Annotated in this window: 16 protein-coding genes; 11 read left to right on the top strand and 5 right to left on the bottom strand. The window is 57.9% G+C overall.

Going from position 1 to position 17,723, the window contains the following annotated elements:
* Positions 1-3 precede the first annotated feature (3 nt).
* Positions 4-1,218: an ROK family protein gene (locus tag ACB040_RS09435; protein WP_005334312.1), complete on the top strand. Its 1,215-nt coding sequence runs from the start codon at positions 4-6 to the stop codon at positions 1,216-1,218.
* 71 nt (positions 1,219-1,289) lie between these two features.
* Here the strand turns inward: ACB040_RS09435 and ACB040_RS09440 are convergent, their stop codons facing one another.
* Entirely contained in the window at positions 1,290-2,906 is a 1,617-nt protein-coding gene (locus ACB040_RS09440; protein ID WP_338771695.1) for a phosphoethanolamine--lipid A transferase, read from the bottom strand.
* 230 nt (positions 2,907-3,136) lie between these two features.
* Here ACB040_RS09440 and ACB040_RS09445 point away from each other — a divergent pair, with 230 nt between their 5' ends.
* The 9 genes from ACB040_RS09445 (at position 3,137) to ACB040_RS09485 (ending at position 14,079) form a co-directional block, all read left to right on the top strand.
* On the top strand, positions 3,137-4,372 hold the full coding sequence (locus tag ACB040_RS09445; protein ID WP_040066103.1) for an HD-GYP domain-containing protein: 1,236 nt from the start codon (positions 3,137-3,139) through the stop codon (positions 4,370-4,372).
* A gap of 353 nt (positions 4,373-4,725) precedes the next feature.
* On the top strand, positions 4,726-6,396 hold the full coding sequence (locus ACB040_RS09450) for a sensor histidine kinase (protein ID WP_338771697.1): 1,671 nt from the start codon (positions 4,726-4,728) through the stop codon (positions 6,394-6,396).
* Complete coding sequence (btsR, locus tag ACB040_RS09455) at positions 6,393-7,097, top strand: two-component system response regulator BtsR (protein ID WP_206874279.1); 705 nt, start codon at positions 6,393-6,395, stop codon at positions 7,095-7,097. The genes ACB040_RS09450 and btsR overlap by 4 nt, the downstream gene beginning before the upstream one ends.
* A gap of 140 nt (positions 7,098-7,237) precedes the next feature.
* Entirely contained in the window at positions 7,238-8,659 is a 1,422-nt protein-coding gene (locus ACB040_RS09460; protein WP_005337857.1) for a carbon starvation protein A, read from the top strand.
* Positions 8,660-8,881: 222 nt separating this feature from the next.
* A complete protein-coding gene (locus tag ACB040_RS09465; protein WP_005337862.1) occupies positions 8,882-9,220 on the top strand; it encodes a DUF3302 domain-containing protein in 339 nt (112 codons plus the stop codon).
* 3 nt (positions 9,221-9,223) lie between these two features.
* A complete protein-coding gene (locus ACB040_RS09470) occupies positions 9,224-10,261 on the top strand; it encodes an HlyD family secretion protein (RefSeq protein WP_371154438.1) in 1,038 nt (345 codons plus the stop codon).
* 114 nt (positions 10,262-10,375) lie between these two features.
* Complete coding sequence (locus ACB040_RS09475; RefSeq protein WP_371154526.1) at positions 10,376-12,136, top strand: DEAD/DEAH box helicase; 1,761 nt, start codon at positions 10,376-10,378, stop codon at positions 12,134-12,136.
* A 112-nt stretch (positions 12,137-12,248) separates the two neighbouring features.
* Complete coding sequence (dacB, locus tag ACB040_RS09480) at positions 12,249-13,688, top strand: D-alanyl-D-alanine carboxypeptidase/D-alanyl-D-alanine-endopeptidase (RefSeq protein WP_005350510.1); 1,440 nt, start codon at positions 12,249-12,251, stop codon at positions 13,686-13,688.
* 94 nt (positions 13,689-13,782) lie between these two features.
* Positions 13,783-14,079: a GrxA family glutaredoxin gene (locus tag ACB040_RS09485; protein ID WP_223849348.1), complete on the top strand. Its 297-nt coding sequence runs from the start codon at positions 13,783-13,785 to the stop codon at positions 14,077-14,079.
* Positions 14,080-14,184: 105 nt separating this feature from the next.
* On the opposite strand, the gene ACB040_RS09490 is transcribed toward ACB040_RS09485, so the two are convergent.
* On the bottom strand, positions 14,185-15,030 hold the full coding sequence (locus tag ACB040_RS09490; protein ID WP_005337873.1) for an endonuclease/exonuclease/phosphatase family protein: 846 nt from the start codon (positions 15,028-15,030) through the stop codon (positions 14,185-14,187).
* Positions 15,031-15,137: 107 nt separating this feature from the next.
* On the opposite strand from ACB040_RS09490, the gene ACB040_RS09495 reads away from it, so the two are divergent.
* A complete protein-coding gene (locus tag ACB040_RS09495) occupies positions 15,138-15,362 on the top strand; it encodes a hypothetical protein (protein ID WP_005344394.1) in 225 nt (74 codons plus the stop codon).
* Here the strand turns inward: ACB040_RS09495 and yciA are convergent, their stop codons facing one another.
* The 3 genes from yciA to ACB040_RS09510 all read right to left on the bottom strand — a co-directional run bounded on the left by yciA (position 15,363) and on the right by ACB040_RS09510 (position 17,521).
* Positions 15,363-15,767 (bottom strand): acyl-CoA thioester hydrolase YciA, encoded by a 405-nt coding sequence (gene yciA / locus ACB040_RS09500; RefSeq protein ID WP_033113469.1) that lies wholly within the window; start codon positions 15,765-15,767, stop codon positions 15,363-15,365.
* A 59-nt stretch (positions 15,768-15,826) separates the two neighbouring features.
* Entirely contained in the window at positions 15,827-16,645 is an 819-nt protein-coding gene (locus tag ACB040_RS09505; protein ID WP_371154434.1) for an NAD-dependent epimerase/dehydratase family protein, read from the bottom strand.
* Positions 16,646-16,870: 225 nt separating this feature from the next.
* Positions 16,871-17,521 carry a hypothetical protein gene (locus ACB040_RS09510; RefSeq protein WP_371154432.1) on the bottom strand — a complete coding sequence of 217 codons (651 nt, stop codon included), beginning with the start codon at positions 17,519-17,521 and terminating at the stop codon, positions 16,871-16,873.
* Positions 17,522-17,723 lie beyond the last annotated feature (202 nt).

The raw sequence follows: 17,723 nt of genomic DNA on the forward strand, positions 1-17,723 counted from the left end.
ATCATGACTGGCGGACAAATAGCAAACGTAGATCTTATCAAGCAGGTCAACAGTGCAGCCGTGTATCGGCTCATCGACCTGCAAGGCCCCATCTCCCGGGTCAAGATTGCCGAGTTGAGTCAGCTGGCCCCGGCCAGCGTGACCAAAATAACCCGGCAACTGATCGAGCATGGCCTGATCAAGGAGACCTCTCCGCAAGCCTCAACCGGCGGGCGGCGTGCCATCTCCCTGACCACCATCAAACATCGCTTTCAGTTTGTCTCTGCCAAGCTGGGCCGCGGCTACCTGCAACTGAGTCTCTATGACCTAGATGGCAAGGAGCTCGACCAGCACGTCATTCAGGTGACCGAGATCGACCAGCAACCCGTGGTCGACATGCTGCTGCGAGAGATTGGTGCCTTTATCGATGCCAACCGCGAACGTTGTCGCAACCTCATCAGCATCGCGCTGACCATGCCGGGTCTGGTCAACCCGGAATCCGGTATGGTCATCTACACCCCCAAGTACCAGATCCGCAATCTGGGACTGGCGAAGCTGCTTGAGAACCACTTCAACCTCCCCTGCTACGTGGGCAACGACACCCGCTCACTGGCTTTGGCCGAACACTTCTTCGGCGAGTCCCGCGACTGCATGGACTCCATTCTGGTGAGTGTTCACCAGGGGACGGGCTCCGGGATCATCACCAAGGGTCAGGTGTTCCTCGGTCAGAACCGCAACGTCGGCGAGATCGGCCATATTCAGGTCGAGCCGCTCGGCAAGCGCTGCCACTGTGGCAACTTCGGCTGCCTCGAGACCATCGCCTCCAACGAAGCGATCATCGACAAGGTGAAGGAGCTCATCAGCCGCGGTCACCAGAGCGCGCTGCAAGAGAAGCACATCACCATTCAGGAGGTGTGCAAGGCGGCGCTGGCGGGCGATGAACTGGCCCGCAGCGTGATCGAGAACGTGGGTGAGCATCTGGGACGAGCGGTGGCTATTACGGTCAACCTGTTCAACCCGCAGAAGGTGCTGATCGCCGGTGAAATCACCGCCGCCGAAGAGATCCTCTTCCCGGCCATCCGTCGCTGCGTCGAGCATCAATCCCTGCCGAGCTTCCACCGTGGCCTGCCCATCGTGAAAGCCCGCTTCCAGAACCAGCCGACCTATGGCGGCTTTGCGCTGGTCAAGCGCGCCCTGCTGGAGGGGGATCTGCTGCAGATCATCATGGAGCAGAAGTAAAACACTGATCTTGCGAGATAACCAAACGGCAGCCACTGGCTGCCGTTTTCTATTGTGTGCTTGCTGGCGGTTTAGCCCGCCCGGCACGGTTTGAACAGATCCAGAGCCCCGTCGTAAACCTTGGTCTGCACATCCATGATCCCCAGCATGGAGTGGAACAGGTTATCGTGGGAGAAGCGCTGGCTGCTCGCCTCCTCCGCCAGGCAACCCATATCCAGCTGGCGATCGGCCTGTAACTGAGGTGAGAACCAGGTCAGCAGCGGCACTCGGGTCTGATCATCCGGCGCAAACTTGTAGGGCGTGCCGTGCAGATAGAGCCCCATGGCCCCGAGGGATTCACCGTGATCGGAGAGATAGACCAGTCCCACATCGTACTGGCTCTCCAGCGACTTGAGCTTGTCTATCAGCAGTCCCACCACCTTGTCGGTGTAGCGGATGGTGTTGTCATAGGTATTGACCAGCTCCTCGTTGCTGCAGTTTTCGATGTCGCTGCGCGGGCAGTCCGGCATAAAGACGCGCTCGCTGGCAGGGTAACGACGGAAATAGGTCGGGCCATGGCTGCCCATCAGGTGAAAAGCCACCAGCTTGTTGCCCTTCATGCCGGCAATCTGCTGATCCAGCCCCTCCAGCAGCACCTCGTCATAGCAAGACTCCCCCTGACAGAGCGCCGGATAGGATTTGGGAAGGATCTCGATGGTCGGCACATTGCGGCACACCCCTTTGCAGCCGCCATCGTTCTCTTTCCACAATACCGAGACTCCGGCATGTTGCAGCACATCGAGCAGGCCGTCCCGGGAGCTGGCGAGCTGGTCATCGTAACCACGGCGCGTGAGGTTGGAGAACATGCAGGGCACCGAAACCGCAGTAGCAGTCCCGCAAGAGCGCACATCTTTGAACGACACAACCCCCTGCTCTTTTGCCGTAAAGCTGTTGGTCGCCTTGCCATACCCGTTAAGGGAGTAGTTCTGGCTGCGCGCCGTCTCCCCCACCACCAGGAACATCAAAGTCGGCTTGCTTCCCCGGGCCACCACCCTGGCATCTGTCCCCAGATGCTGGTAGGGGATCGGCGTGGCAAACAGCACATCCCGCCCATATTTGTAGAGGCCGTGCACATAGTTGGCCGGCACAATCTCTTTGGCCAGCGACTTGTTGTTGCGCCCGACCGAGGCGTAATCCTGATAGTAAAGTGACGCGACGCCCCCGATAAACAGCAGAGAGATAGCCAGTGCACCTGCCCGCCACGCCAACCCCTGATACCAGCGAGCCGGATAGCGGATCCGCAGTGACCAGAGCACCAGAACAGGCAGCAGCCCGGTCAGCAGAAACCAGAGCGCAACCGAGCCATTCAAATAGGCCCCGGCCTCACCACTGTTGGTCTCCACTATGTTCTGGATCATGCCTGCATCAAAGATGACGCCGTATTTGAGCATGGCGTAGCTGACGATGGAGCCAGTCAAAATGAGCACGGTAAAAAAGGGCTTGAGCACAAACCGGAACGTGAAGGGAATAAACACGGCATTGAGCGCCGCGATCAGCACCAGCGGGATCGAGATGGCAAATCCGGCTTTGACATGGGTCAGGGCACTTAGCACCGTATAGAAATGCAAAAACATTGGCCAGTTCAGTACCAGGGCGAAAAAGAGCACCAGCAACAGATTGGTCTGCAGTACACCGAGGGCTACACGCATAAACAACTCCTACATACCGGCCTGCAGCGCAGCGGGCCGGCCAAGCCAACAAAAACGACGGGGCCAGCGTAGGAAGTAAAACTTAAGCGCGAATTAAGAGGAGAAGCACAGCGCTCGTGCGCACCATCACAGCACGGGGTGCTCCGTAGCCCCGAAATGGATTTTTAGTTGTCTATCCATCGGATTTTGCTAGCTTGTTGAGTAGGCATTCATGAAATGCAGGTTAACCTATGGCACTGATCCAAGCCTCGATAGAGCAATTGAGAGTAGGCCACTATATCCATCTCCCCACGGGATGGACTAACCACCCGTTTATGTTCAATACCTTCAAGATCAAGGATCAGCAGCAACTCGACATTCTCCGTCATCTTGATCTCACCCTGTTGATGGTCGACCCCGACAAGAGCGATCTGCCCATCGAGCCGCTGCTGCGCGGCGATATCCCGGATGCCGGGCCTGACCTTGACGAGTTGGAAGAGCTGATTGCCTCGGGCCCGCCCCCCTTTGACGAAAAGGCCTTTCGCCGCTCCATGCGCGCCGCCGACAAAGCCTTTGGCCAATCCATGAGCGAGCTGCGCGATGCACTCGGGGCGCTGAACCTCAAACCGGATGAGGGGCTGGCCAATACCGCCCAGATCGTCCGCAATGCTGCCTTCACCCTCAGTCAGCATGAAGGGCCTCTCGGGCTCCACCTTATTCGCAGCCCCCACACCGATATCTTGCTGCAACACAGCCTCAATGTGGCTTTCATTGCCATGCTGATGGCCCGCGAACTCGGCATGAACCCCATCGAGATTGAGGAGACGGGACTTGCGGGACTTATCCACGATATCGGCGAACTGAAAATCCCGAGCCAGATCACCCAAAAACGGGGGGATCTCAACAAGGCCGAGCAGAACTTCCTCAATATGCATCCCCAGTACGGGCTGGAGATGCTGACCCAGCTCAACGCCTTTGAACCGAAAATCCGTCAGGTCGCCCATCTGCACCACGAGCGGCTCGACGGCAGCGGTTATCCGCTCGGGATCAAGGGCGGGGAGATCCCGCCGCTGGCGCGGTTGATCGGGCTGGTCGACTTCTACGACGAGCTGCTCCATCCCCGCAACAGCGGTAACCCGGCCGCGCCGAGTCAGGCCATCAGCCAGCTCTACAAGTTATCCCAGAAGAAGTTCGACCAGAATCTGGTCAAGTTGCTGGTCAAGGTGCTGGGGGTCTATCCACCGGGTTCACTGGTGAAACTCTCCGACGAGAGCATCGCACTGGTGCTCTCTACCGAACCCACCATGCCCCTCAAGCCGAAGATCCTGCCCTATATCAAGGCCCAGCGGCCGGAAGCCGTCGCCATGATCGATCTGCGGGAAGATGAACGCACCATCACTGCTTTTATCAAACAGGAAGAGCTCGATGAGGGACAACGGCAGTTCTTCAACCTGACCCGCCGCTTCTGCTACTACTTTGCATTCTGAGTTATCCCCAGAAGCTGGGGATAACTCATTGGACAAACCGGAATAATTGCTCAAACCCCCATCAGAAGGTTGCCAACTGACCATGTATAAAAAACGCCCAGCCAAGGGGCCGGGCGGAGCATGCCACCTCCGTGTGGCGTATCCAGCGGATACATTCATGCTCCATCCATCAATATCAACCCGCTGCCGCTTACACAAATATCAATTTAACATGCTGATTTAATATGGTTTTATCAACTTGTTCTGGCAAACTGGCTGCCCGTTGCGCCCAGTTGGGCCAACAGAACAAGATCCTGATCACACTTATTCACGGGCTGGCTATTTTTTCAGCTGGCTTATGAGGAGCGTTTTTTATGCAGTTGGTCCTCTCCTTGCTGCAACAGATGAGCGTCAGCCTGGTGATAGCCTATCTCTTCTCGAAAAGCCCGCTGCTGCGCCCGCTTGCCAACTATTCAGTGAGACTACCTCACAAGATACTGATATACATCATCTTTTCCAGCTTTTGTATCCTCGGCACCTATGTGGGCCTCGATATCGATGATGCCATCGCCAACACCCGGGCGGTCGGCGCCGTCTTGGGGGGATTATTGGGGGGGCCGCTGGTGGGCTTTCTGGTGGGGCTGACCGGCGGTCTACACCGCTATACGCTGGGGGGATTTACCGATCTCGCCTGCGCTATCTCCACAACCTGCGAGGGGTTGCTCGGGGGCATAGTGCACTGGCGACTGATGCGCTCGGGGCGAACGGATGCCCTGTTTGAACCACGCATCGCCTTCTTTACCACCCTCTATGCCGAGATCATACAGATGGTGATCATCCTGCTGGTGGCGACCCCGTTCGACAAATCCCTGCTGCTGGTGCGCACCATCGCCACCCCGATGATTCTGGCCAACTCCTGCGGCGCGGCGCTCTTTATCAGCATGATCCGCGACCAGCAGCGGATGTATGAGAAGTTCTCCCGGGTCTTCTCCGCCAAGGCGCTCAATATCGCCAACCGCACAGTGGGGATCATGAGTCAGGGCTTTACCCCGGAGGCGAGCAACAAGATTGCCCGCATCATTCAGGAGGAGACCGGCGTGGGGGCGGTCGCCATCACGGACACCGAGCAGATCCTCGCCTTTATCGGTACCGGCGAAGATCATCATCTGCCGGGGACCCCCATTGCGTCAGCCATCACCATGCAGGCCATCGCCCAAAACAAGGTGCTGTTTGCCGATGGCAACAGCCAGCCCTATCGCTGCAGCCTCTCCTCCGCATGCCAGCTGGGGTCGGTGCTGGTGATCCCGCTGCAGGGGGACAAGGGAGTGATCGGCACCATCAAGCTCTACGAGCCGAAGAAGCGGCTGTTTCTCAAGATCAACCACACCCTGGGGGAAGGGATTGCCAACCTGCTGTCACAGCAGTTGCTGGCCGGTCGGCTGGAGCAACATCAGCGGCTGCTGGTGCAGTCCGAGTTGAAACTTATCCAGGCCCAGATCAACCCCCACTTTCTGTTCAACACCCTCAACACCATCAGTGCCATCACCCGGCGCGATCCGGACAAGGCGCGGGAGCTGCTGCTGCACCTGTCGCTGTTCTTTCGCAAGAACCTCAAGCGACAGAGCGGCCTTGCGACCCTGCAGGAGGAGCAGGAGCACTGCCAATCCTATCTGGAGATCGAGCTGGCCCGCTTTGGCGATCGGCTGACGGTGATAAACGAGATCCCGCCCCATCTGGCCACACTGCGACTGCCCAGCTTCACCCTGCAACCGCTGATCGAGAATGCCATCAAGCACGGCGTCTCGACCCTGCTGGAGCAAGGGCGCATTCGCCTCTATACCGATGAGCATCCCACCAGCGTCACCATCCATGTGGAAGATAATGCAGGCACCTGGCAAGCACACCCCGCTGGCGACGGTCTGGGCATGACCATTGTCGATCGGCGACTGAAAAGCGCCTTTGGCGAGCGCTATGGCGTGACTATTGCCTGCGAGCCTGAGCAGTGGACCCGGGTCTCGATCACCATCCCCAAGGAGCAACCATGATCCGCACCCTGATTGTCGATGACGAACACTACGCCCGCGAAGAGCTGAGGCAGCAGCTGGCCTGCGATCCTGCCATCGAGATCGTGGGGGAAGCGACCAACGCCATCGAGGCGCTGCCGCTTATTCAGCGCCTCAAGCCCGACGTGGTGTTCCTCGATATCCAGATGCCCAAGCTGAGCGGCATGGAGCTGGTCGCCATGCTCGACCCCCTGCCCCGCATCGTCTTTGTCACCGCCTTTGACGAATATGCCATTCAGGCCTTTGAAGAGAACGCCTTCGACTACCTGCTCAAACCGGTGGAGCCCGCCCGGCTCGCCAAGACCCTCGCTCGCCTAAAGCAGGATATCTCCCCGCAGCCCATCGAGCGACTGGCCCCGACTATCGAACATATTCCGGGCTATCTGCACAATCGGGTCAGGTTGCTGCCCATCGCGCAGGTGGAATATGCCTTCTCCGATCTGGGCGGAGTCCATGTAGCTTGTCAGGGCGAGCTGTTCCACACCCAGCTCACCCTCAAATCGCTGGAAGAAAAGAGCCCGCTGCTGCGCTGTCACCGCCAGTATCTGGTCTCCCCCAACGCCATCTTCGAGATCCGGCTGCTGGATAACCAGCTGGCAGAGATTGTCACCCCGAGCGGCGCCCGGGTGCCGGTCAGCCGTCGCTATCTAAAGGAGCTCAAAGATCAACTGGGGCTGGACTGAGCCGCGGAGTGTGCGCCTGATCACAGCCGCCGACCGCTCGGCGCGCCAAAGCGCCGCTCGGGGAGTTTCACCTGCCAGCCAGACGCAACCGTTTTAGACTCGCTCTGCACACTAAAAAATAACAATGCAGGAGCGTAGCAATGATCTGGTTCTTCCTCTGTGTCGGCTTACTTGTGGCCGGCTACTTCATATACGGCAAATTCATCGAACGGATATTCAGCCCGAAACCCGAGCTGAAAACCCCCGCCATCACCATGGCTGACGGGGTGGACTATGTCCCCATGTCGGACAAGAAAGTCTATCTGGTTCAACTGCTCAACATCGCAGGTGTTGGCCCCATCTTCGGCCCCATCCTGGGTGCCCTCTACGGCCCGGTCGCCATGCTCTGGATCGTCTTTGGCTGCATCTTCGCCGGTGCGGTACATGACTACTTCTCCGGCATGCTGTCGGTACGCGCCAAGGGGGCCTCGGTGCCAACCGTGGTCGGTGAACATCTGGGCACCGCCGCCAAGCACTTCATGAACCTGTTTGCCGTGGTGCTGCTGATGCTGGTGGGCGTGGTATTCGTGCTGAGCCCGGCAGGGCTGCTCGCCAACCTCACCTCCACCGATCTGGTCTACTGGATTGTGGCAATTTTTGCTTACTACATCCTCGCGACCATAGTCCCCATCGACAAGATCATCGGCCGCTTCTACCCCATCTTCGGCGCCCTGCTGGTCTTCATGTCGGTCGGCCTCATCGTTGGCCTGATCGCCTCCGGCAAAGGCTTCTACAACACCGGGATGGACTTCTCCAACCTGCACCCGACCGAGCTGCCGCTCTGGCCGCTGCTGTTCATCACCATCGCCTGTGGCGCGGTATCAGGCTTCCACGCCACCCAGTCACCACTGATGGCGCGCTGCATGCAGAACGAAAAATCCGGCCGTTTCATCTTCTACGGTGCAATGATCGGTGAAGGGATCATCGCCCTTATCTGGTGCACCCTGGGTCTCTCCTTCTACGACAGCACCGAAGCGCTCAACGCCACCATGGCCAACGGCGGCCCGGCAGCCGTGGTACACGAAGTCTCCACCAGCCTGCTCGGCACAGTCGGCGGCATTCTGGCCATCCTCGGCGTGGTGATCCTGCCCATCACCTCCGGTGACACCGCATTTCGCAGTGCACGCCTGATCGTGGCGGACTTCCTGAATATGACCCAGAAGCCGCTGGCCAAGCGTCTGCTGATCGCCATCCCCATGTTTATCCTTGGCTTCATCATCTCCAAGGCTGAGTTCGGGGTGATCTGGCGCTACTTCGGCTGGGCCAACCAGACCACCGCCGTCATCATGCTGTGGGCCGCTGCCGCCTACCTCATCAAAGAGGGCAAGCTGCACTGGATCTGCACCATTCCCGCCATGTTCATGACTGCTGTGGTGATCACCTATCTGGCCAACGCCCCCATCGGGTTCGGGCTGGAGATGGGGACCTCCACCATCATCGGCCTGACTGCAACGGCGGCCATTACCGTGGCCTTCCTGATGAAGTTCCGCCAGCCGCTGGTCAGCAGTACCAGCGAAGGGTAAAAACAGCAAAAAATGCAGCGAAAGCAGCACAAAAAGGCGCCTGATGGCGCCTTTTTTAATGACAAAAAGACTAATAATGCAACTGTTGAACGGCTTCAGCTTCAATACAGCGAATAGCTTTAAGATTCCGGGCGAACTGACGATAAATGTGTGATTCTTAATTGCTTTAGTGCTTGTTGGAACCAATGATTAAGCTGTGCGTCATGCCAGTGGAGGTTATAAATGGCCCTTGATTATTTTGCACTTGGTCTGCTCGTCTTTGTCGGGCTGGTCATTTTTTATGGAGTCATCGTTATCCACGATATTCCTTACGAGATTGCCAAACATCGGAATCACCCTCATCAAGATGCCATTCACGTGGCAGGCTGGGTCAGCCTGTTTACCCTGCATGTGCTGTGGCCCTTCCTCTGGATCTGGGCAACCATCTATCGCCCCGATCGCGGCTGGGGCTTTAGCCAGCGGCTGCAAAAAGATGAAGAGGAGCTGGCGGCCCTCAAGCAGGAGTTGGCGGATCTGAAGAGCCGTATCAACACTATCGAACAGAGTGAGCAACAGGGATAAACCATGGACCTGCTACTGATCCTGACCTACACGGCGCTGTGTGTCGCCATCTTCAAAATCTTCCGCATCCCGCTCAACAAGTGGACCGTCCCCACCGCTGCACTGGGTGGCGTGCTGCTCATCGGCACCCTGATCATGCTGATGAACTACAACCACCCCTACTCCGAGATGGCGCGCAACTACTACGTCTCCACCCCCATAGTGCCGCTGGTCAAGGGCCGGGTCGTTGAGGTTCCGGTGCAGGCCAACCAGCCGGTGAAAAAAGGCGACGTGCTGTTTCGCCTCGATGACGAACCGTTCCGCCTGAAAGTGGAGAGCCTCACCGCACGGGTCGAATCCAACCGCGAGCACCTCAAGTCCATTGAGGCAAGACTGCGCTCCGCCAGGCTGGATCGGGATCGCGCCAGCGACCTGATGCGCCGTGGCGTGGGCAAGCAGCGTGACCTCGACGTCACCCAGGCCAACGTGGATGACATCGTGGCCCAGATTGACCAGCAGAAAGCCACCCTGAACGATCTGCAGGCCCAGCTGATGGAAGCCAAGTACCAGCAGTCACAAACCGTGGTCTATGCCCCGAGCGATGGTCATGTGGTGCAGTTGGCCCTGCGCCCCGGCATGATCGCCACCCCCTTCATGTATCGTCCGGTGATGACCTTCATCCACAAGGATGACACCGCCTACGTCGGCTGGTTCTGGCAAAACAGCATGCAGCGACTGGCGGTGGGCGATGAGGCCGAAGTGGTGATCGATGGCGTACCCGGCAAGATCTTCAAAGGCAAGGTGACCGCCGTGGTTCCGGCCATTGCAGCCGGTAACGTGCAGGCCAACGCCGGTCTGCTGGATCAGACCACGGCGGTGCGTCCGGGTCGCCTGCCGGTAGTCATCTCCATTACCGACCCCGAGTGGACCAAGTATCAGATGATTGCCGGTGCCAGCGGGCAGGCTGCGGTCTACACCCAGTACTTCCACCATGTATCTGTGATGCGCAAAGTGCTGCTGCGCATGGCAAGCTGGATGAACTACATCTTCCCGTTCCATTGATCAGCAACCAAGCACCCTGCGGGTCGGCATCATGCCGGCCCGCTGTTTTTGTGGCAGCAAGCACCCTATAATGGCGCCACCCTGCGCCGCACCATGCCCAAACGCCACGCCCCCATGTTCGTTCTCAGACCCTATCAGACCGACGCCGTAAACGCCGTGATCAACCACTTTCGCAAACACCCGGATCCCGCCGTGGTGGTGCTGCCCACCGGGGCAGGCAAGAGTCTGGTGATCGCCGAGCTGGCCCGCAAGGCGCGCGGTCGGGTGCTGGTGCTAGCCCACGTCAAGGAGCTGGTGGAGCAGAACCACGCCAAGTACGAGGCGTGGGGGCTCAAGGCCGACATCTTCGCCGCAGGGCTGGATCGCAAGGAGGCGAGCGCCCAGGTGGTGTTCGGCTCGGTGCAGTCGGTCGCCCGCAATCTGGATGCCTTCGACGGGGCGTTTTCGCTGCTCATCATCGACGAGTGCCACCGGGTCTCGCTCGATGATGACAGCCAGTACCATCAGGTGATCGACCATCTCAAGGCCGCCAATCCGGCCCTCAAGATCCTCGGTCTCACCGCCACCCCCTATCGGCTCGGGCTGGGCTGGATCTACCGGCGCCACTACCACGGCATGGTCAAAAGCCACGGCGAGCGGCTGTTTGGCGACTGCGTGTTCGAGCTGCCCTTGCGTTTTATGGTCAAAAACGGCTACCTGACGCCGCCACGCATGGTGGATGCCCCCATCGTCCACTACGACTTCAGCAAGTTGGTACCGCGGGAGAACGGCCTCTTTAGCGAGGCGGATCTTAACGGCGAGCTAAAGCGCCAGCAGCGGGTCACCCCCCATATCCTGAGTCAGGTGCTGGAGTATGCTGCCGACCGGCAGGGGGTAATGATCTTCGCCGCCACTGTCGAACATGCCCGCGAAATTCACGGTCTGCTTGGCGCCAGAGGCCAGCAGGCGGCCCTTATCACCGGCGAGACCCCGGGGCCGGAGCGTGATGCCCTTATCAGCGCCTTCAAGGCGCGGGAGCTCAAGTTTCTGGTCAACGTGGCGGTGCTCACCACCGGCTTCGATGCCCCTCATGTCGATCTTATCGTGATGCTGCGCCCCACCGAGTCGGTCTCCCTCTATCAGCAGATCGTGGGGCGGGGCCTGCGCCTCTCGCCGGGCAAGGAGGATTGTCTGGTGCTCGACTATGCGGGCAACAACTTCAACCTGTTTGCCCCCGAAGTGGGGGAGCCTCGCCCCCACGCAGGTACCGAGCCGGTACAGGTGCCCTGCCCCGCCTGCGGTTTTGCCAACACCTTCTGGGGCAAAACCGACGAGGATGGCAAGGTGATCGAGCACTACGGTCGCCGCTGTCAGGGGCTGTTTGAAGATGATGAGGGCAACCGCGAGGAGTGCGACTACCGCTTTCGCGCCAAGATCTGCCCCGGTTGCGGCGCGGAGAACGACATCGCAGCACGCCGCTGCCAGAGCTGCGATCAGCTGCTGGTGGACCCTGACGACAAGCTCAAAGAGGCGCTCAATCTCAAGGATTGCATGGTGATCCGCTGCGCCGGGCTAACCCTCACAGCCGGGCGCGGCAAACAGGGGGAGCGGCTGGAGGTGACCTACCACGATGAGGATGGGTTGACCCTCAGTGAATACTTCGGATTTCACTACCCGGGCGCACGGCGCTTGTTTCAACAGCACTTTGTGCGTCATCATTGGCCCGCCCCGGGTCTGGAGCCCGAATTTGCCACCCTGGCGAGCGTGCTGGCGGCAGAAAGCCAGTTTCGACATCCGGATTTTGTCATCGCCCGCAAATCGGGTCGCTTCTGGCAGATAAAAGAGAAAATTTTTGATTATGAGGGTCGCTATCGTACCGCCAACTCGCTGGCATGATGGCGACCGGCATACATGGCATGAATTGCGTTATCCCGTCGATCCCGCATCGGCTGGTTGAATTATCAGGGCCGGCACCACTGCCGGGCCCTTCGTCACGTTAGAGGATGTTATGCAGCGGCTGTTGATTGGTTTTTGTGCTCTCTTTTCTTCTCTGGCGGCTCATGCCGCCCCGCTGACGCCCCCTCAGGGTGGCCAGTACGCCATCATGGTGCAGGGCAATAACGGCGTCGAGTTCGCCCGCCACGCCGATCAGATGATCGCCCCCGCCTCCACCATGAAGGTGCTCACCGCGCTGGCGGCCCGCCTCGAGCTGGGTGCCGACTTCCGCTTCGCCACCGATATTCAGGCCCAGCCCGGTGCCAAACAGGGTGACACCATCAACGGCGATATCTGGATCAACTTCGTCGGCGACCCCACCCTCTCCCGCATGGATCTGCTGGCCTTGTTCAAACAGCTCGGTGTCACCAGCATCAAGGGCAATGTCTACGTCAACACAGGCGCCTACAACGGCTACGAGCGCGGCAACGGCTGGTCGTGGGGAGATCAGACCCTCTGCTTCGCCGCTCCCGTCTCCTCGGTCATCATCGACAAGAACTGCGCCTACGGCACCATCACTGCCACCCAGATTGGCAAACCGGCGGTCGGCAACGTGGCCACCGGCGTCCCCATCGGCATCGGTGCCGACAACGTGGAGGTGATGAGCTATGGCGACATGGCGCGCCAGTTCTGCGCGCTGGAAGTGGACATGGCCAAGGGCAACTTCTACGAGCTCAAGGGCTGCATCACCCCGAATAAAGAGCCGCAGGGTCTGCGTTTCGCCATTCACGACGTGGAGGCTTGGGGTTGGGACAACATTCGCTGGGCGATGAACCGTGCCGGTATCAAGCATGATGGCCTGCTGCGGGTCACCCACAAGGCCCCTGAAGGGGCAGAGACCCTCGGCACCCACTACTCGGTCTCCCTGCCGGTGATGCTGGCCAAGATGCTGAAGAAATCGGACAACCTCTATGCCGATACTTTCCTCAAAACCGTGGGCCGTCACTACTACAACAAGCCGGGCAGCTATCGCAGCGGCACCATGGCGGTGCGCGCCATCCTGACCAAGAACGGGATCGATCTGGGCAACGCCACCCTGGCAGACGGCTCCGGTCTCTCCGCTCACAATCTCATCAGCGCCCGTCAGATGATGTCGGTGCTGAACTTCATCCAGAAGAATGATGCCGAACTTGGCCTGATCAAGCTGCTGCCAAGCTCTCAGGTGGATGGCACCCTGGCGTGGCGGCGCAGCGTCACCGCCCCCATGATGAAGAACAAGGTGCACGCCAAGACCGGCACCATCACCGGCACCTCCAATCTGGTGGGCTTTATCGATACCGCGGGCGGCCAGCGCAAGGCGTTCGTGATGTTCCAGCGCGGCCTGTCCCAAGATCCGGCCACCCATGAGCGCTATCGTGCCAGCAAGGCGCCGTGGCCCTGGACCGTATTCGAGAAGGGGGTGCTGGAGAGCATCTATCAGCAGCAGCCGATCCAGATCGCCGATGAGAGCTGATCCAATAGGCCCACTCGAATCACGGTATCGATAATTTCGGCTTCAAGTCGCCACGAGGCAGGGCTATGCTGTTGCCTGCCTCATATCAACGGCCATACATAAACGGCTTAAAAAACGGAGAGAAAATATGTTTGCAGTGATTTTTGGTCGCCCGGGTTGCCCCTACTGTGTCCGTGCCGTACAGATCGCCGAGCAGCTGACCGAACAGCGCGATGACTTCAAATTCCGCTACGTGGATATCCATGCCGAAGGGATCACCAAAGAAGATCTGGCCAAGAGCGCCGGCAAGCCGGTCAATACCGTGCCGCAGATCTTCCTGGACGAGCAGCACATCGGTGGCTGCACCGATTTCGAAGCCTACGCCAAAGCGAATCTGGGTCTCTACCAGTAATGCCAGCGGGTCATCCCGAGCGGGTTGACCGCCAGATCGTATAAAAAATCCGGCGCTATCAGGCGCCGGATTTTTTTATGGGCAACACGCGCACATCATCCCCGATCAGGGGGTCACCGACTGGGCGGCAAAGCGCGCAATGATGGGGTTGTGATCCGAGCTGTCGGTGGCCGGTGAACTCACCTCGACCAGATCCAGATTGCGGTAGTAGAGATGATCCAGTGGGCGACCGAAGGCGGTGCGGCGCAGGTCAGGCACCGGCACGGCCTCTTGCAGACCCAGCTCGTCCACCAATTTATTCAGCCAGAACTGGCGCTTGTCGCTCCAGGTATTGAAATCACCGGCTAGGATCACCGGCCCCTGATGGCGGCGCACCAAGGCAGTCAAATCGTTGAGCTGCTCGCGGAAGGTAGCCATCCCCAGCTCGAAATTGACCGCATGGATATTGATGACCATGACGCCGTCAGGATCGCCCTGCAGCGGATAGAGGCTCACCAGTCCGGATTTGGGGATGCGCAGCAAAGGCTCGGGGGAGCGCACGCCACAGACGAACGCCTGCGGGGTCTTGGCCACCGTCATCACCCCGAACGAGACGCCGCCCTGGGTGAAGGCTTGCAGCTGTTGCCACTGGAAATCACCGGCGCGCAGCCAGTCGAGCATATCGGGACGGGTAGCCGACTCTTGCAACAGCACCAGATCCTGCCCCTTGGCATAACTGTCCATCCCTTCACGCCAGTTCTTGCGCTGGCCCTTGTAGAGATTCCACACCGTCACCCCGAATTCACGGGGCAGCGCCGTGGTCGCCAACGCCACCAGCGGCGGACGCTGGCAGTCGAGTCCCGGCACAATCCCTTGAGCTGTGACCAGATGGTTCTGATCCGGCACCTCAAAACAGCCTACCAACCCCAGGGTCAGCAGGGAGGTGCCAAGAATGCGATAACTATTTTTCATTGGCTAACAACCGCCCGCCTTTGCTTTTTGTTGCGACCATCACAAACGTCATCCACGCCGACTAAGCTGATAGTCCCTGTTCCACCCAACCAGAAGGACCTTGTCTCATGGCGAAAGAACTTCGGTACAACGTGACGTTTTATGATCAACAAGGAAATTGTCATCAAGTGGAGCTGTCCACCGTCTATCAGATAAGACGGGACCCTCAATGCGATCTCTGCCTGTTCGACACCCTGCAATATGTGGGCTCGGAAGAGATGCTGGAACGCATGATACGGCAAAAAACCGGGCTTGAGCAGGAAATATCCATCATCAATGCCCGGCTGATTTAATCAGGCACTCACCGGAACCGGGCGGGATTTGCCATGTTCGTCGATGGCGACATAGGTGAAGATCCCCTCGGTCACACAGTAACGCTGGGCATCGTTTTCCCGCAGTACCGGCTTGACCCACACCTCCAGCTTGAGCTTCATGGAGCTGCGGCCGATCTTCATGCAGCGGCCGTAGCAGCAGACCACATCACCCACCTTGACCGGACTGTGAAAGGTCATGCCTTCGACGGATACGGTACAAATACGTCCTTTTGCCAGCTCCTTGGCCATGATGCCCCCACCTATATCCATCTGGGACATGATCCAGCCACCAAAGATGTCGCCATTGGGGTTGGTATCGGCTGGCATTGCCAGGGTTCTCAGCAACAACTCCCCATCGGGGTGACGTTTTGTATCTACCATCATTACCGCCTCTCTCTCATGGATGGCGGCATGATAGGGGGCGATCACCCCCTTGGCAAACCTCAATTGCCCGAGGCGGCGAGCTCGGCAAACCAGTGGGCCGGATCGGGCCAGCGATAGTTGAATCCCATCTGCTGGCAAATCAGCTGACCGTCGATGGGCTGAAATTCACCGGCAGGCTCGATAAAGACCGGCACAGGCAGCCCCTGCTGACGCGCCGCAAAGGGGTAGAACTGCTCGCGGCGCGGATGCACCGGCGCGCTCAGGTTGAACACATCCCCGTCCTTGCCCCGCTCCAGCAGCAGCATGCAAGCCGCCACCACATCGTCCAGATGGACCAGATTGACCGACTGGGCGCCGCCATCGAGAGTCTTACCCGCGAGGAAACGGCCGGGATGGCGATCCGGGCCATAAAGGCCGGAGGGGCGCACTATCATCACCGCCTCGAAGCCAGTCGCCAGCACCGCCTTCTCCGCCGCCAGCATCCGCTCGCCACGGGCATGGCGCGGTTTGGGCTGTTCACCCTCCTGCTGCCCCGCCCCCCATACCGAGGTGGCGCTGACAAACAGTACCCGCCGGGCGCCACTCGCCTTGGCAAGCTGACAGGCCTTTGCCACCGCCTGCGGATAGTCATCGGTCTTGCTGGGCGGTACGCAGATAACCAGACTCTCGCAGGGGATGGGCCACGCATCCGACATATGGGCAGAAATCGTCAGCGGATAGGCATCGATCCCCTCCCCCTGCAGACGGGCTGCCTTCTCGGCGCTGCTGACCGTCACCGCAACCTGCTTGCCAGCCGCCAACAGGGCTCGCGCCAGCGGCAGCCCGAGCCACCCCGCCCCCAGAATGCCGATCGTCCCGGCGATATGTTGTTCTGTCATCGTCCCTTCTCCTGCTTGACGCTATTTGCCCCGCAGCTTACCTGCCTTGGTCGGAAAAGGAAGCCTAATGCTGTAGATAGGATGATTACGCTAAAGTGGTGATATATTGTGCCATGTTTTAGAAGCATTCCTTGCATAAGGTTCCTTATTATCTACACGTCTTATGAATACTGAGCCGCCCAATATATTTACAACAAAAAAAATATCGGTTGCACATAGCTAAATCTATTTTTCGTGAACAAAAAAGTCTGCGTATTTTCGACTATATCTCAACCCCAATAGATTTTTAGCATTTATCACTCTGGCTTTTAACTTGGAAAACTCATCAAACATACTATCTTGCTTACTCTGATCAACATTGTAATACCAATACACTTGGCTTTGAAGTGCACCCGCGACAACAAAAACATCAGATACTTCTTGTAGTATTCTCTCATGGTTTTTTTCAAATTCTGGAACCAAACTTACCTCCCAAAAGCTCAACTCTGATTTTGTTCTTGCTAATGTTTTAGCCTTTGCTATGAGCTTATAAAGAGCATCATTGCTATTGGCTAATAATGAATTACTCTGTTCACATTTAATCGGTATACCACCAGCCTGTGGAACACATTGCTCAAATGGAGACATTATCTCATCAAGCAACTCTGATATATCTACCAAACATGATATATAGTTCTTCGATGTCTGATAGGCATCTTCTCTTTTCTTTGAGTCGAGCCATCTTGAATAAGTTATGTATACGATAATTGCTGTCACGACGGTAGCGAGAGCAGCAATAATATCAGTCCATTTTACTTCCTTTACTAGAGACTGATAATCTGTAGCATCTATAACAACGCCAAATAAAAACACCATCATGTAACTTACAAATCTCAAATTACCTCCAGAATAAAGCAAAGCGGAATATTCAACATACGAAAACTATTATGTCACACATAAATATGTCATATATCCTGCCCAGCTTCTCATAACATATCAACACATCATTTTTGATTTCACCAACACAACGCCTGTAGTTGCTATCAGATAGTGAGTAGTGACATCCAATAGTCTCCCGATACAAAAAGCGGGCCATTGG

It is taken from the genome of Aeromonas sp. S11(2024), from assembly GCF_041402345.1.
Taxonomy (GTDB): domain Bacteria; phylum Pseudomonadota; class Gammaproteobacteria; order Enterobacterales; family Aeromonadaceae; genus Aeromonas; species Aeromonas veronii.

Excerpts from the sequence above, each read along its gene's own strand:
- ACB040_RS09470 (WP_371154438.1), top strand. The coding sequence starts at position 9,224 with ATGGACCTGCTACTGATCCTGACCTACACGGCGCTGTGTGTCGCCATC.
- yciA (WP_033113469.1), bottom strand. The coding sequence starts at position 15,767 with ATGATGGTAGATACAAAACGTCACCCCGATGGGGAGTTGTTGCTGAGA.
- dacB (WP_005350510.1), top strand. The coding sequence starts at position 12,249 with ATGCAGCGGCTGTTGATTGGTTTTTGTGCTCTCTTTTCTTCTCTGGCG.
- ACB040_RS09475 (WP_371154526.1), top strand. The coding sequence starts at position 10,376 with ATGTTCGTTCTCAGACCCTATCAGACCGACGCCGTAAACGCCGTGATC.
- ACB040_RS09505 (WP_371154434.1), bottom strand. The coding sequence starts at position 16,645 with ATGACAGAACAACATATCGCCGGGACGATCGGCATTCTGGGGGCGGGG.
- ACB040_RS09445 (WP_040066103.1), top strand. The coding sequence starts at position 3,137 with ATGGCACTGATCCAAGCCTCGATAGAGCAATTGAGAGTAGGCCACTAT.
- ACB040_RS09435 (WP_005334312.1), top strand. The coding sequence starts at position 4 with ATGACTGGCGGACAAATAGCAAACGTAGATCTTATCAAGCAGGTCAAC.
- ACB040_RS09490 (WP_005337873.1), bottom strand. The coding sequence starts at position 15,030 with ATGAAAAATAGTTATCGCATTCTTGGCACCTCCCTGCTGACCCTGGGG.
- btsR (WP_206874279.1), top strand. The coding sequence starts at position 6,393 with ATGATCCGCACCCTGATTGTCGATGACGAACACTACGCCCGCGAAGAG.
- ACB040_RS09450 (WP_338771697.1), top strand. The coding sequence starts at position 4,726 with ATGCAGTTGGTCCTCTCCTTGCTGCAACAGATGAGCGTCAGCCTGGTG.
- ACB040_RS09495 (WP_005344394.1), top strand. The coding sequence starts at position 15,138 with ATGGCGAAAGAACTTCGGTACAACGTGACGTTTTATGATCAACAAGGA.
- ACB040_RS09460 (WP_005337857.1), top strand. The coding sequence starts at position 7,238 with ATGATCTGGTTCTTCCTCTGTGTCGGCTTACTTGTGGCCGGCTACTTC.
- ACB040_RS09465 (WP_005337862.1), top strand. The coding sequence starts at position 8,882 with ATGGCCCTTGATTATTTTGCACTTGGTCTGCTCGTCTTTGTCGGGCTG.
- ACB040_RS09440 (WP_338771695.1), bottom strand. The coding sequence starts at position 2,906 with ATGCGTGTAGCCCTCGGTGTACTGCAGACCAATCTGTTGCTGGTGCTC.